6 protein-coding genes are annotated in these 15,281 nt (G+C 65.2%); 4 read left to right on the forward strand and 2 right to left on the reverse strand.

Annotated features, from left to right (window positions below; translation table 11 throughout):
* Window positions 1-41: 41 nt before the first annotated feature.
* Window positions 42-3,215 carry a multidrug efflux RND transporter permease subunit gene (locus WDM24_RS39375; RefSeq protein WP_338829532.1) on the reverse strand — a complete coding sequence of 1,058 codons (3,174 nt, stop codon included), beginning with the start codon at window positions 3,213-3,215 and terminating at the stop codon, window positions 42-44.
* Window positions 3,212-4,504 (reverse strand): efflux RND transporter periplasmic adaptor subunit, encoded by a 1,293-nt coding sequence (locus WDM24_RS39380; protein WP_175619400.1) that lies wholly within the window; start codon window positions 4,502-4,504, stop codon window positions 3,212-3,214. The genes WDM24_RS39375 and WDM24_RS39380 overlap by 4 nt, the downstream gene beginning before the upstream one ends.
* Before the next feature lie 746 nt (window positions 4,505-5,250).
* On the opposite strand from WDM24_RS39380, the gene WDM24_RS39385 reads away from it, so the two are divergent.
* The 4 genes from WDM24_RS39385 to WDM24_RS39400 all read left to right on the forward strand — a co-directional run bounded on the left by WDM24_RS39385 (window position 5,251) and on the right by WDM24_RS39400 (window position 15,274).
* The gene (locus WDM24_RS39385; protein WP_338829533.1) at window positions 5,251-13,320 is read left to right on the forward strand and encodes a cadherin domain-containing protein; all 8,070 of its coding nucleotides are present in this window, start codon (window positions 5,251-5,253) and stop codon (window positions 13,318-13,320) included.
* Window positions 13,321-13,702: 382 nt separating this feature from the next.
* Window positions 13,703-14,200, forward strand: a complete 498-nt coding sequence (locus WDM24_RS39390; protein ID WP_338692988.1) for a phage tail protein — start codon at window positions 13,703-13,705, stop codon at window positions 14,198-14,200.
* A gap of 12 nt (window positions 14,201-14,212) precedes the next feature.
* A complete protein-coding gene (locus tag WDM24_RS39395; RefSeq protein ID WP_029080446.1) occupies window positions 14,213-14,731 on the forward strand; it encodes a phage tail protein in 519 nt (172 codons plus the stop codon).
* Window positions 14,732-14,743: 12 nt separating this feature from the next.
* On the forward strand, window positions 14,744-15,274 hold the full coding sequence (locus tag WDM24_RS39400) for a phage tail protein (RefSeq protein WP_029080447.1): 531 nt from the start codon (window positions 14,744-14,746) through the stop codon (window positions 15,272-15,274).
* The last annotated feature ends 7 nt before the right edge of the window (window positions 15,275-15,281 follow it).

The following is a 15,281-nucleotide window of genomic DNA, read 5'->3' on the forward strand; positions in this document are numbered from 1 at the left end:
GTCTAGGGCTGCGTCTTCGTCACGCATCCGTGTCACGCCCCTCACCCCGCCACATTCGCCGCGGGCGCCGCCGGCTTGCCCTCGTTCTTTCCTTCCGCGAGGTTGCGCACCACCATGTAGAAGATCGGCGTGAAGACCAGGCCGAACAGCGTGACGCCGAGCATGCCGAAGAACACGGCGACGCCGACCGCCTGGCGCATCTCCGAACCTGAGCCGGACGACACCACCAGCGGCAGCACGCCGAGAATGAAGGCGAACGACGTCATCAGGATCGGCCGCAGCCGGAGCCGGCAGGCCTCGATGACCGCCTCCAACCGCGGCTTGCCCTCCAGCTCGATGTCACGTGCGAACTCGACGATCAGGATCGCGTTCTTGGCGGCGAGCCCGACCAGCACGACGAAGCCGATCTGGGTCAGGATGTTGACGTCCTGGCCCATCAGGCGCACGCCGATCGTGGCCGCGAGCAGGCACATCGGCACGATCAGGATCACCGCGAACGGCAATGTCCAGCTGCCATATTGCGCGGCCAGCACCAAGTAGACGAACAGCACGCAGATCGGGAACACGTAGAGGCCGGCGTTGCCGCCGGTGACCTGCTGGTAGGACAGGTCGGTCCATTCGAAGGTGAAGCCCGAGGGCAGCGTCGCGTCGGCGAGCTGCTTGATGGTGTTGAGCGCCGTCGTCGAGCTGGTGCCGGGCGCCGGCTCACCCTGCAGCTCGGAGGCGGCGTAGAGATTGTAGCGCGCGACGCGGTCGGGGCCGGAGGTATCCTTGAAGTCCACGACGCTGCCGAGCATCACCATGTCGCCGGCGGCGTTGCGGGTGCGCAGCCGCGCGAGGTCGGTGGTCTCCTTGCGGAACGGCAGGTCGGCCTGTGCCGTGACGTGATAGGTGCGGCCGAACAGGTTGAAGTCGTTGACGTAGGTCGAACCGAAATAGGTCTGGATGGTGTCGTTGATGCCAGCGATCGGCACGCCGAGCTTCTGCGCCTTGACGCGGTCGATATCGACGAACAATTGCGGCGTGTTGGCGGTGAACGGCGAGAACACCGACGTCAGGTTGGGCGACTTGCGCGCCGCGCCGACCAGCTCGTCGGTGGCGGAGGCCAGCAGCTCGGGGCCGCGGCCCTGCCGGTCCTGTATGCGGATCGTGAAGCCGCCGCCGGTGCCGATGCCGGGCACCGCGGGCGGCGGAATCACGATGATGAAGGCGCCCTGGATCACCGACAGGCGCTTGCGCAGGTCTGCGGTGATCGCCGTGGCGGTCAGTCCCTTCTTCAGCCGTGCCTCCGGCTCATCGAACACCGGGAACAGCGCCGCGGCATTGCCCGCCTGCGTGCGCGTCGCGCCGGAGAAGCCGGCGAAAGCCGCGACGCGAACGATGCCGGGCGTATCGAGCGCAATCCGCTCGATCTCGCGCACCACCGCCGTGGTGCGCGCCAGCGACGCCGCGCCCGGCAGCTGCGCCGAGATGATGACGTAGCCGCGATCCTGCGCCGGGATGAAGCCCTGCGAGGTGGTTGCGAGTAGCCAGCCGGCGCTGCCGATCAGCACGACGTAGATCGCGAGCATCACCGCGGTGTGGCGGATCACGAAGTCGGCCACCGCCGCGTAGCCGTGCGCCAGCCGGTCGAACACGCGGTTGAACAATGCGGTGAAGCTGTCCCAGCCGCGCGCGATGATGTTCCAGCGCGCCGGCGGGCGCTTGTCCTCGTGCGGCACCAAGATTTGCGAAGCCAGCGCCGGCGACAGCGTCAGCGAGCAGAAGCAGGAGATCGCGGTGGCGACCGCAATGGTCACCGCGAATTGCTGGAAGAACTGCCCGGAGATGCCGCCGAGGAAGGCGGTCGGCACGAACACCGCGCACAGGACCAGCGCGATCGAGACCAACGCGCCACCGACCTCCTCCATGGTCTTGAGCGCGGCGTCGCGCCTGGACATGCCGTGCTCGAGATGGCGCTCGACATTTTCGACCACCACGATGGCGTCGTCGACCACGATGCCGACCGCCAGCACCAGGCCGAACAGCGTCAGATTGTTGATCGAGAAGCCGAGCGCGGCCATCACCGCGAAGGTGCCGACCAGCGACACCGGGATCGCGACGATCGGGATGATCGCAGGCCGCCAACCCTGCAGGAACACCAGCACCACGATGACGACGAGCGCCATCGCCTCGTAGATGGTCTTGATCAGCTCATGAACCGATTGGGCGATGAATTCGGTCGGGTTGTAGCCGATATTGTAGTCGAGCCCCTTCGGGAAACTCGCCTTCATCCGCTCCATCGTGTCGGAGATGCTCTTGGCGGTGGCGAGCGCGTTCGATCCGGGCCGTTGCGTCACCAGCAGGGCCACCGCCGACTTGCGCAGCAGGAAGCTGTTGGTGGCGTAGGACAGCGCACCGAGCTCGACGCGGGCGACGTCGCGCAGGCGCACGGTGCGGCCGTCGGAGCCGGCCTTCACCACGATGTCTTCGAACTGCCTGATGTCCTTGAGGCGGCCAGTGAAAACCAGGTTCGGCTGGAAGGCACGATCGGTGATCGGCGGCTCCGCGATCTGTCCGCCCGCGATCTGCAGGTTCTGCGCCCGGATCGCCGCCAGCACCTCGGTCGAGGTCAGACCGAGATTGGCGATCCGGTCGGGATCGAGCCACAGCCGCATCGAGTAGTCGCGCGCGCCGAACATCTGGATGTCGCCGACGCCGTCGAGCCGCAGCAACTGGTCGCGGACCTGCAGCAGCGCGTAGTTCGAGATGTAGAGCTGATCGAAGCTGTCGTCGGGCGACAGCATGAACACCACCATCAGGATGTCGGGCGAGTTCTTGCGCGTGGTGACGCCGTTGCGCTGCACCTCCTCGGGCAAGCGCGGCTGCGCGATCGCGACGCGGTTCTGCACCAGCACCTGCGCCTTGTCGAGGTCGGTGCCGAGCTTGAAGGTGGCGGTGATGGTGAGCTGGCCGTTCGAGGTCGCCTGGCTGTAGAGATACAGCATGTCCTCGACGCCGTTGATCTCCTGCTCGATCGGGGCCGCCACGGTGTCGGACACGGTCTGCGCCGAAGCGCCGGGATATTGCGTCGTCACCACGACGGTCGGCGGCACCACCTGCGGATATTCCGAGACCGGCAGCGTCGGATAGGCGATCGCGCCGACAATCAGCAGCACGATCGACAGCACCATCGCGAGAATGGGCTGGTTGATGGAAAGCCTGCCGAGATTCATGGTTTGGCACCTGCTGCGGGCTTGTCGCCTGCCGGTGGCTTGGTATCCGCGGGAGCCTGCGCCATTTTCGGCGTCACCTTGGCGCCGACGCGGGCGCGCTGCAGGCCGTCGACGATCACATGGTCCTCCGCCTTGAGGCCTTCGCGGATCACCCGCAGGCCCTCATCGAGCGGCCCCAGCACGACGGCTCTTGCTTCCACCGTGTTGTCATCCTTGACCACGAACACGATCTTGCGCGACTGGTCGGTGGCGATGGCGGTGTCCGGGATCAGCAGCGCCTCATAGGGCGAGGAGCCGATGATGCGGACCCGGCCGAACTGGCCGGGCAGGATCGACAGATCCTTGTTCGGAATCACCGCGCGGCTGCGCAGCGTCGCGGTCGAGACGTCGAGCCGGTTGTCGAGGAAGTCCATCTTGCCCTCATGCGAGGGCTTGGTCTCGCCGGTCAGCGCCACCTGCACCGGATTCGCCGTGTCGCGCGAGCTCGGCCGCCGGCCTTCGAACCACAGCTTGCTGTTGCGCTGATAGGTCGCCTCGTCGACGTCGAAATAGATGTAGATCGGATCGAGCGACACGATCGAGGTGAGAAGCGTCGCGCCGCCCTCGCTGCCTTGCACGAGATTGCCCGGCGTGACCAGATGCCGGCTGACGCGGCCGGCGATCGGCGCCAGCACGTGGGAGAATTCGACGTTGAGCTGCGCGGCCTTCAGAGTTCCCTCGGCCTGCGTCTCGGCGGCGCGTGCCGCCTGCAACGCCTGGCGGCGCTGGTCGACGACCTGCTCCGAGACCGCGCTGGTCTGCACCAGGTTCAGCCCGCGCTCGAGATCACGCTTGGCGAGCTCCCCCTTGGCGCGTGCGTCGGCGAGCTGGCCCTGGGCCTGCAGCACCACCGCCTCGAACGGGCGCGGGTCGATGGTGTAAAGCAGATCGCCGGCATGGACGATCGCGCCATCCTTGAACTCGACACTGTCGACGAAGCCGCCGACACGGGCGCGGACCTGAACTTCCTCGATCGCCTCGAAGCGGCCGGTGAACTCGTCCCAGTCGGTGACCGTGCGCTTGACCGGCTGCGCGACCGTCACGGGCGGCGGAGGCGCGGCCTGCGATTGCGCGCTCTTGTCACCGCAGCCGCCGAGCGTCAGTGCCGCAAGCAAGCCGAGCGGCGCGAGGCCGAGCCCGCCAAGACCACGAAGCGAGTCAAGACGGCCGAGCGAATCATGGCGGCGAAGCGAATCGCGTTCGACGCCGTTAACCGGGGCCGGACGCTCCGTTGTGTCAATCGCACTCAATTCCTTCTCCCCCGGAACGACCAAAGCAGGGCTACCAAAGTCGCATCTAAAATTGCAGTGATTCAACTCGGACGGATCGTCGCGATGTCGCGGCGGTGGACGTCACAGATGTAGCCGACCCCCAGTCTGTTCAAGATGGGCGCCGGATCAAGCGAATAGTTGCGTAGTCTGAACGCCTTACGACACGCTCGCGAAACCGTTACGACGGGAAGGGACAGACTGGCTGGCCTTTCGGGGGTACGAGATCACAGACGGATCGCCGCGAATCAATCACAACGCGAGCTCGTTTCACAGATTCGTCACACCACGCCCGACTCGACTTTTGGCGCACAACCTCCGGCCGCAAACGGCAAAACCGGTCAGTTTTCCCACGCTCTACCTCCCGCTGCATGGCGGAATCGTGGTTAACGGCGCGCTGTCATCCGGACACACATTGACACTCGGAAATATCGCCAATACGGTCATGGTTGCCAAACAGTGAAATTTTGTTGGCCGCCGCATTTTTCTCGAACATTCATTGGACTTTGTCGCGGCGTGAGTGGTGAAGGCGACTACGTAAATGGCAAGCGCATTGGATCTTGCTGATGTCACGGCTCCGCGGACATCGCGGCTTTCCCACATTGCGAGCGAGTCGATGCGGTCTCCAGTCGCGGCCGATCAACTTCAACGTGTGAACGGCTTCACACGTCCCCGTATCCAAAAATTGTAAATACTGACTGGCTTCCACGCCGGTTGCAGGAGTGCACATGACGACCATACCCGCCTATACAATCGGTGGTTTAACCCGTCCCGAACTCCATCTTGATCCGAGCGGCAATATCATCCTGGATCCGTCCGCGCAGGCATTCGTCGATGCGTATGGTCTGCAATATCTCTATCTCGGCTGCCCTCCCGGCACGCCCTTTCCGCCGATCCACGGCTTCCTGTCGGCGCCGACCGACACCAATTCCGGCGCCAACACGGTCGTTGAAGGCGCCGCCGTCAATAGCTCGGTCAATATCACCGCACATTCCGACAGCCTGATCGGCCTCCCGGTCACCTATTCGCTGACGTCCGATTCCTCGCATGGCGGCTTCAAGATCGATGCCAATACCGGCGTGGTGACGATCGCCGACCCCACCAAGGTCGATTTCGAGAGCTCCGGCGGCAGCTATGTCGTCAATGTGCAGGCCACCGACGGCATCTTCGTCTCGTCGCAGAGCTTCACGATCGCGGTCAGCAATGCGCCGCCGTCGACACCGACCGACAGCAACGCCGCCGCCAACGCCGTCAACGAAGGCGCTGCCGTCAACACGCTGGTCGGCATCACCGCAGCGGCGGCCGACGTCAATGGCCCCGGCGTCACCTATTCGCTGACGGCGGACACCTCCAACGGCGGCTTCAAGATCGATCCCAACACCGGCGTCGTCAGCGTCGCCAATTCCGGCAAGATCGACTTCGAGACCGCGCCGGGCCACGCCTACAGCATCACGGTGCAGGCCAGCGATGGCCATGGCGGCGTCAGCTCGCAGACCTTCACCATCAACGTCAACGACCTGCCGGTCTCTACGCCGGTCGACGTCAATGCCGCCGCCAACGCCGTCGTCGAGGGCGCCGCCGCCAACACGCTGGTCGGCATTACCGCTTCCGCGGTCGACCCGAACGGCCCCGCAACCACCTACTCGCTGACATCAGACAGCTCCGGCGGCGGCTTCAAGATCGACGCGAGCACCGGCGTCGTCACCGTCGCCGATCCCACCAAGCTCGACTTCGAGAGCAGCGCGCCCGGCCACGCCTACACGATCAGCGTGCACGCGACGGCCGGCGCGACCTCGTCGACGCAGACCTTCACCATCAACGTCACCGACGCCCCGCCGTCCGCCCCCACCGACACCGACGCCACCGCCAACTCGGTCACCGAGGGCGCGGCTGCGGGCACCGCCGTCGGCGTCACGGCGCACGCGACCGACATCAACGGCGGAGCCGTGACCTATTCGCTGGTCGGCGACACCTCAGGCGGCGGCTTCACCATCAACGCGGCGACCGGCGTCGTCACCGTCGCCGATCCGACCAAGCTCGATTTCGAAACCTCGCACGGCAGCTACACCATCACCGCGCAGGCCAGCGACGGCACGCTGTCGAGCACGCAGACCTTCACCGTCAACGTCACCGACGTCGCGCCATCGACCCCGGTCGACAACAATGCCGCCGCCAACGCCGTCGTCGAAGGCGCGGCCGTGGGCACCACGGTCGGCATCACCGCGTCCTCGACCGACGTTAACGGTCCCGGCGTGACCTATTCGCTGACCGGCGACACCTCCGGCGGCGGCTTCACCATCGATTCCCACACCGGTATCATCACCGTCGCCGATCCCACCAAGATCGACTACGAAAGCGCTCCCGGCCACGCCTACACCGTCACCGCGCAAGCCAGCGACGGCACGCTGACGAATTCGCAGACCTTCACCATCGGCGTCAACGAAGCCCCGCCGTCGAGCCCGGTCGACAGCGATGCCGCCGCCAATGCGGTTGCCGAAGGCGCCGCCGCCGGCACCGCGGTCGGCGTCACCGCATCGTCGACCGACGTCAACGGTCCGCCGGTGACCTATGCGCTGATCGGCGACACCTCCGGTGGTGGCTTCACCATCAACGCGACGACGGGCGTCATCACTGTCGCCGATCCCACCAAGATCGATTACGAGAGCAGCGGCGCGGGCCATTCCTATACGGTGACCGCGCAAGCCAGCGACGGCACGACCGCGAGCTCGCAAACCTTTACGATCGGTGTCACCGACGTTGCGCCGTCGGCCCCCGTCGACAGCGACGTCGGCGCCAACAGCGTCGTCGAAGGCGCGGCCAACGGTTCGACCGTGGGCATCATCGCGTCGGCAACCGACATCAACGGCCCGGCCGTGACCTATTCGCTCACCGGCGACACTTCCGGCGGCGGCTTCACCATCAATGCCGCGACCGGTGTCATCACCGTCGCCGACAGCAGCAAGATCGACTACGAGACCGCGGCGGGGCATGCCTACACCGTCACCGCGCAGGCCAGCGACGGCACGCTGACGAATTCGCAGACCTTCACCATCGCCGTCTCCGACGTCGCGCCGTCGGCCCCCGTCGACAGCAACGCCGGCGCCAACACCGTCGTCGAAGGTGCCGCCGCCGGCACCACGGTCGGCATCACCGCGTCGTCGACCGACATCAATGGTCCGGCCGTGACCTATTCGCTGACCGGCGACACCTCCGGCGGCGGTTTCACCATCAACGCCACCACTGGCGTCATCACCGTCGCCGACCCGACCAAGCTCGATTACGAAAGTGCGCCCGGCCACGCCTATACAGTGACTGCGCAGGCCAGCGACGGCACGCTCACGAACTCGCAGACCTTCACCATCGCCGTCAACGACGCCCCGCCGTCGGCGCCGGTCGATGCCAACGCCAGCGCCAACACCATCGTCGAAGGCGCGGCCAACGGCTCAACCGTCGGCATCACCGCATCGTCGACCGACGTCAACGGCCCGGCCGTGACCTATTCGCTGATCGGCGACACCTCTGGTGGCGGCTTCACCATCAACGCGACGACCGGCGTCATCACTGTCGCCGATTCCACCAAGATCGATTTCGAAAGCTCGGGCGGCAGCTACACCGTCGTTGCCCAGTCCAGCGACGGGACGCTGGCGAACTCGCAAACCTTCACCATCGCCGTCAACGACGTCGCGCCATCGACCCCGGTCGATAGCGACGCTGGCGTCAACCGGGTCGCGATCGGCGCACCCGCCGGCTCGGGAACCGGCGTGACGGCATCCTCGATCGACGTCAACGGTCCCGCCGTGACCTATTCGCTGGTCGGCGACACCTCCGGCGGCGCCTTCACCATCAACGCGGCCACTGGCAAGGTCACGGTCGCCGATCCTACCAAGATCAACATTGCTGATCCGTCCTATGACGTCACGGTCGATGCCAGCGACGGCACCTTGCACAACCAGCAGACCTTCACCATCGCGGTCGTTGTCGACCAGGCGCCGGTCGTCACCGCCGGGCACACGCTGAACTACACCGAGAACCAGGCCGCGACCGCGATCGATTCGGCGATCACCGTCACCGACGGCGACGACGCCAATCTGGTGTCCGCGACGGTGCAGATCACCGGCGGCTACGTCAACGGCGAGGACGTGCTCGCCTTCGCCAACACCGCCACCATCACCGGCACGTTCGATGCCGCGACCGGAACGCTGACGCTGACCGGCACAGACACGGTCGCCAATTATCAGGCCGCGCTGGCCGCAGTGACCTATCACAACACCAGCGACAACCCGTCAGGCGCACCGCGCACCGTCACGATAACAGCCAATGACGGCACGCTGGACAGCAGCCCGGTGACCGACACCATCAACGTCACGCCGGTCAACGACCCGCCCGTTGTGGTCGCCGGCCACACCCTGAACTACACCGAGAACCAGGCCGCGACCGCGTTCGACCCGGCGATCACCGTAACAGACGTCGACAACGCCACGCTGGCCGGCGCCACCGTGCAGATCACCGGCAACTACGCCAACGGCCAGGACGTCCTCGCCTTCACCACCCAGAACGGCATCACCGGCTCGTTCAATACGGGAACCGGCTTGCTGACGCTGACAGGCACAGCCACGGTTGCCCAATATCAGGCGGCGCTCGCCTCGGTGACCTATCAGAACACCAGCGACAACCCGTCGGGCCTGGCGCGTACGGTCACCATCATCACCAATGACGGCTCCGCCAACTCGGCTGCGGTCACCGACACCATCAATGTCACCCCGGTCAACGATCCGCCGGTCACGACGGCCGGCGGCACGCTGAACTATGTCGAGAACCAGGCCGCGTCCGTGATCGATGCGTCGGTCAACGTCTCCGACGTCGACAGCGCCAACATGTCGAGCGCGACGGTTGCCATCACCGGCGGCTTCGTCGCCGGCCAGGATGTGCTGGGCTTCGTCACCCAGAACGGTATCAGCGGGGTCTACAACAGCGCGACCGGCGTTTTGACGCTGACGGGCTCCTCCAGCGTCGCCAACTACAAGGCCGCGCTGGATTCGATTACCTATTTCAACTCGAGCGACAACCCGTCCGGCGCAGATCGCACCGTCAGCTTCACGGTCAACGACGGCAGCGCTAGCAGCAACACCTCGACCTCGACCATCCATGTCACGCCGGTCAACGACGCGCCTGTCGTCAGCTTCGGCGCCATCACCGGATTCTCCGAGCCGCCGAACGGCACGCCGGCTTCGAGCTCGACGCCGGTCACGATCACGCCAAACCTGACGATCTCGGACGCCGAAGGCAACAACATCACCGATGCGACCTTCGTGCTGAACAATCTGAAGGCGTCAGACGCGCTCTCGATCGCAGGTCACGCCGGCACCAGCGGCGACATCGGCGGGATCCACTTCGACATCACCAGCACCGCCGGCACCGAAACGATCAGCTTCACCGGCACCGACACGCTGGCGCATTACAATGCGGTGCTCGACCTGATCCAGTTCAACAACACCAGCGAAAATCCCGACAGCACCGCGCGTTCCTATACCCTGACCGTGCACGATGACGGCGGCACCGCGAATGGCGGCAACAACACCGGGACGGCATCGACGACGGGAAGCGTGACCGCCGTGGACGATGCGCCGACCGCGGCGGTGCCGGCGGACAATTCGCTCGGCACTGCGTTCTCGCACACCGACTTTGCGATATCAGGCCTTTCGGTCGCCGACGTCGATTCCGACCCCGGCACCGTCACGGCCACGATTTCCTCCAGCCACGCGAACCTGACCTTCACCACTACGGGGCTGGCCAGCTTCACCAACAACGACAGCCACACAGTGACGCTGACCGGCACGGCCGCACAGGTCAACACCGCGCTGGCGACGCTGACATACAACAGCGATGACGGCTTCGCCGGCTCGGATACCGTCACGCTGAACGTCAGCGACAACGGCCACACCGGCACCGGCGGGCCGCTCACCTCAGGCGCCCAGACCTTCCATGTCGGCGTCGTGCCGCAGGTGTTCTACATCGACAACTCGGCCACGGCGCTTGCCAACAGCCACAATCTCGGCACCGCTGCCGACCCGTACACCTCGATCGCCGCCTTCAACGCGGCGAACCCGGCAGGGAGCGGCGACTACGTCGTGCTGAGGTCCGGCACCTACACCGAGGCCAACGGCATCAACCTCGCCAACGGCGTCAACCTGGTCGGCGGCAGCCACGCCCTGACCTTCACCAACCCGGTGACCGGTGCCCTGGTCACCGCCAACACCGCAACCGGCACCGATCCGGTGATCAAGGTGACCGGCGCCGACAACGGCATCGACCTGCTCGGCACGTCGGGCCACAGCATCAGCGGCGTCAGCATCGACACCTCGGCCTCGACCGGCATCGGCATCAGCGACGACGGCAACAATGTCGGCACCGTCTCGATGTCCGACATCACGGTCCATACCGGCAGCGGCACTGGCATGAGCTTCACGCATGGCGGCACCATCTCGCTGACCGGCACCGCCAACTCGATCACGTCAGGCACCGGCACCGCACTCGACGTCGAGAACACCCAGATCGGCTCGTCGAACCTCACCTTCAAGAGCATCACCTCGAGCGGCGGCTCCGGCAACGGCATCATCCTCTCCAACACCGGCACCGCAGCCGGCAATGGCGGCCTGCACGTCACCGGTGACGGCTCGACGGCGGGCAGCGGCGGCACCATCGCCAACAAGACCGGCGCCGACGGCAGCACCACGCAGGGCAGCGGCATCTACCTGAACAACACCAAGGACGTGCAAATCTCCTACGTGTCGATGCACGACTTCCAGAACTACGGCATCGTCGGCACCGCCGTCACCGGCTTCACCCTCGGCAACACCACGGTGACCGGCACCAACGGCACCAGCGTCGGCGGCATCGGCGAGGGCGACGTCTACTTCACCGGCCTGTCCGGCACGGCGTCGATCACGAACTCGACCCTCACCGGCGCAGCCTATGATGCCCTGCACGTGTTCAACGACGGCAGCCAGACGCTGAACCGCATTACCGTGACCGGCTCGACCTTCGCGACCAATTCCGCGGCCGGCAATGCGTCCAACGACGCGATCGCCTTCCAGGCGACCGGCGGCACGTTCAACGCTACGGTCCAGAACTCGACCGTCACCTCCGCGCGCGGCGACATGTTCCAGCTCAATCTGCTTGGCACGGTGTCGTCGGACCTGGTCATGACGGGCGACAATTTCAGCAATACCAACCAGAACATCGTCAGCGGCGGTGGCGGCCTGACGATCGGCGGCGGCGGCGCAGCCAACGACATCACGCTGACCTACAACATCTCGAACAACACCATCAAAGGCGCTCTGGGCGGGGCTCTCGCAGTCACCAAAGGCACCGGCACCGACGGGCACTTCACCGGCACGATCAGCGGCAACACGATCGGCACGCAAGGCTCTGCCGGCAGCGGTTCGACGCAGGGCTACGGCATCAGCGTGTTCGAAGACGGCGCGGGTTCGTCGAGCACGACCATCACCAACAATCATATCTCCGGCGTCGTCGGCGGCATCTATACGCTGGTGCATAACGGCGCTGCCGGCGACATGACCGCGGTGATCCAGGGCAACACGGTCGATACGCTCGATTCGACGAACGGGTTTGCCGGCATCTATGTGCAGAACGGCTCAAATACCGGAGCGGGCGGCGACAACAATCTGCTGAACGCCACGATCGGCGGCGCCGGCGCGCTGAAGAACACCGTCGATCTCGGCGGCAATACGGGCCTCGGCCTGGTCGCCGGCATCTTCCTCGAGCAGGAGGGCGTTTCGAAAACCGGCTTGATCGGCAGTCCCGACTATGCCGGCACGCCGTATAATTTCTCGGCGGTCGCGAGCTACGTGGCGAGCAACAACACCGTGACCGGCACCGGAAACGGCGCGGTTGCCACACAGGCCATCGGTGACCCCGGGCAATCCGCAGGCGGCGGCTATTTTGGCGGCGCGCAGTTCCTGGTCGCCAGTTCGGGTGGCGTTGCGGCAGCCTCGCCGACGGCGGGCGAAACCCACCTGACCCAGAGCGAGCTCGACTCGGTCGTGTCGGCGGCTATTGCCCAATGGGCGAAGGCAGGCGCCGGCGCGGGTCAACTCGCCGCGCTGCATGCCGTCACTTTCAGCGTCGCGGACCTCGCTGGCCAGGTCGTCGGCCTGGAAAGCTCCGGCCACATTACGATCGATGTCGATGCCGCCGGCCACGGCTGGTTCGTCGATCCGACCCCATCGGACAATTCGGAGTTCACGCACGCCCTCAATGCGTCCGGCGGCAATCTGCAGACCGATCCGTCGGCGGCAGCGGCGGGTCATCTCGATCTCCTGACCGCCGTTGTGCATGAACTGGGACACGTGATCGGCCTCGCAGACCTGACCTCGCCCTCCGATGCCAATGATTTGATGTATATCAACCTCGCCGACGGCGAGCGCCGGCTGCCGACCGCGACTGACCTGCCGAAGGACCACAGCATGGATCCCGGTCGGGCCCAGCAGAACTTCGTGTTCGTGCCGACCACCGTGGCCCCGAGCCAGCAGCAGGCCAGCGCGCCGGTTGCCAACACGGCGATGGGGCAGAGCTTCAACTTCTCGGCATTCGCCCAGGCGGCGCCGCAGACCGACACCAGCCACGCGGCGAACACCCAAGCGTTGTCAGATCTGTTCAGCGGGCATTCCGATGCCCCCAACCCGTGGGCCGGACACGAGACGGTGTTGGCCGCCATGGGCGGCATGCCGACCGACAATCACGTCCAGACCCAGCTGCATCATGACCTGATCGTCTGATCGGACGCCGTATCGACCAGGATAACATCGACCACGACAACGCCTGCCGAATCGCTTCGGCAGGCGTTGTTCGTTCGGCGCGGTCGAGTCCGGATTCCCGCCGCAGAGAACTCAGATCATCGCGCAGGATGCGCTCGCAGATGTCCGTTTCATGACGTGAACTCCGCAGCCAGTGATCGCACAAGGATCGCACACTAAGGATCGCGTGCCAGCAATCGCGGCTCGCAAGCCACGCTCAACCGGCGATTGAAGAAAAATTGCCAACCCGGCACAATCGTTGAGGTTGCACTTCGTAGAAAACACGCTATCGTGCACACGCTGTCGACACGGCATCATTGTCTCGTATTTTTCATAAATCTTACGACGTATTCGCGGAGGACCGATGGCTGATCCGTTTCTTTCCGAAATCCGCATGATGTCGTTCGGCTTTGCTCCCAAGGGCTGGGCTTTTTGCAACGGGCAACTGCTTCCGCTCAATCAGAACCAGGCGCTGTTTTCATTGCTTGGCACTGTCTACGGCGGCAACGGACAGACCACCTTCGGGCTCCCCAATCTGCAGGGCCGCACCCCGATGCATGTCGGCAACGGCCATGTGCTCGGTGAACTCGGCGGCGAGCAGGCACACACGCTTTCGATTAACGAAATGCCGCAGCACACCCACATCGCGAACGCCACCAACACCAACGGCGCACTTCTGGTGCCGGCCAACAACGTTCTCGGCGCCTTGAACAACGCGTACGCCGCGCCCACGGCGCTGACCGCGCTCGCGCCGGGCAGCATTTCCACGGTCGGCGGCAGCCAGGCGCATCAGAACATGCAACCTTTCCTGACGGTCAATTTCTGCATCGCCCTGCAGGGCGTCTTCCCTTCGCAGAATTGACGGAGACCTCTCATGCCACAACCCTTTATAGGCGAAATCAAAATGTTCGCCGGCAATTTCGCGCCGGCCGGCTGGCAGTTCTGCGACGGCAGCCTGCTGGCGATCTCCGAGAATGACGCGCTGTTCAACCTGATCGGCACCACCTATGGCGGCGATGGCCAGAACACCTTTGCCGTCCCCGACCTGCGTGGCCGGCTGCCACTTCATATGGGCACCAACGCGGGCACCGCGTTCACGATCGGCGAAATCGGCGGCGCCGAGCAAGTCACCCTCACGACGCAGACGATCCCGGCACATACCCATACGATGCAGGCGTCAACGAACACCGGCAGCGGCTCGAATCCGCAAGGCAACGTGCTCGACCAGATGAGCGGCGCGCTGCTGCTCTACAAGGAGCAAACGCCGACCACGCCGCTGAGCCCGGCGGTGATCGGGCCCGCCGGCGGCAGCCAGCCGCACAGCAACATCCAGCCCTTTCTGTGCGTCGGTTTCATTATTTCGCTGTTCGGCATCTTCCCGAGCCAGAGCTAGGAGCGCGACACCATGGCTGACCCCTTCGTCGCCGAGATCCGCATCTTTCCGTTCAACTTCGCCCCCAAGGGCTGGGCGTTCTGCAACGGTCAGCTTGTGCCGCTCTCGCAGAACACGGCGCTGTTCTCGCTGCTCGGCACCACCTATGGCGGCAACGGCACGTCGAACTTCGCGCTTCCGAACATGCAGGGCAACGCGCCACTGGCGCCGGGACAGGGACCCGGCCTCTCGCTGTACGACCTTGGCGAGAACGGCGGCTCCGACACGGTAACTCTACTGCAAACGGAACTCGCCGCGCACCCCCACGACATGATGGCGATCAACCTGCAGGCCGACCAGGCCGCACCGACACCGACCCGAGGCATTGCACGATCATTGAACGGCGCGGCCTATGTCGTCGGCACTCCGACGCCCACGCTGGTGCAGATGAGCACCAACATGATCGGACTGACGGGCTCCGGCCTGCCGCACAATAATCTGATGCCCTACCTCACGCTGAATTTCTGCATTTCGCTGCAAGGCGTCTTCCCACCACGGGGCTGAGGTCGTT

Source organism: Bradyrhizobium sp. 27S5, from assembly GCF_037217225.1.
GTDB classification, from domain to species: domain Bacteria; phylum Pseudomonadota; class Alphaproteobacteria; order Rhizobiales; family Xanthobacteraceae; genus Bradyrhizobium; species Bradyrhizobium septentrionale.

Bases quoted from the DNA above. Each gene is read 5' to 3' on its own strand.
- WDM24_RS39385 (WP_338829533.1), top strand. From the start codon at position 5,251: ATGACGACCATACCCGCCTATACAATCGGTGGTTTAACCCGTCCCGAA.
- WDM24_RS39375 (WP_338829532.1), bottom strand. From the start codon at position 3,215: ATGAATCTCGGCAGGCTTTCCATCAACCAGCCCATTCTCGCGATGGTG.
- WDM24_RS39390 (WP_338692988.1), top strand. From the start codon at position 13,703: ATGGCTGATCCGTTTCTTTCCGAAATCCGCATGATGTCGTTCGGCTTT.
- WDM24_RS39395 (WP_029080446.1), top strand. From the start codon at position 14,213: ATGCCACAACCCTTTATAGGCGAAATCAAAATGTTCGCCGGCAATTTC.
- WDM24_RS39400 (WP_029080447.1), top strand. From the start codon at position 14,744: ATGGCTGACCCCTTCGTCGCCGAGATCCGCATCTTTCCGTTCAACTTC.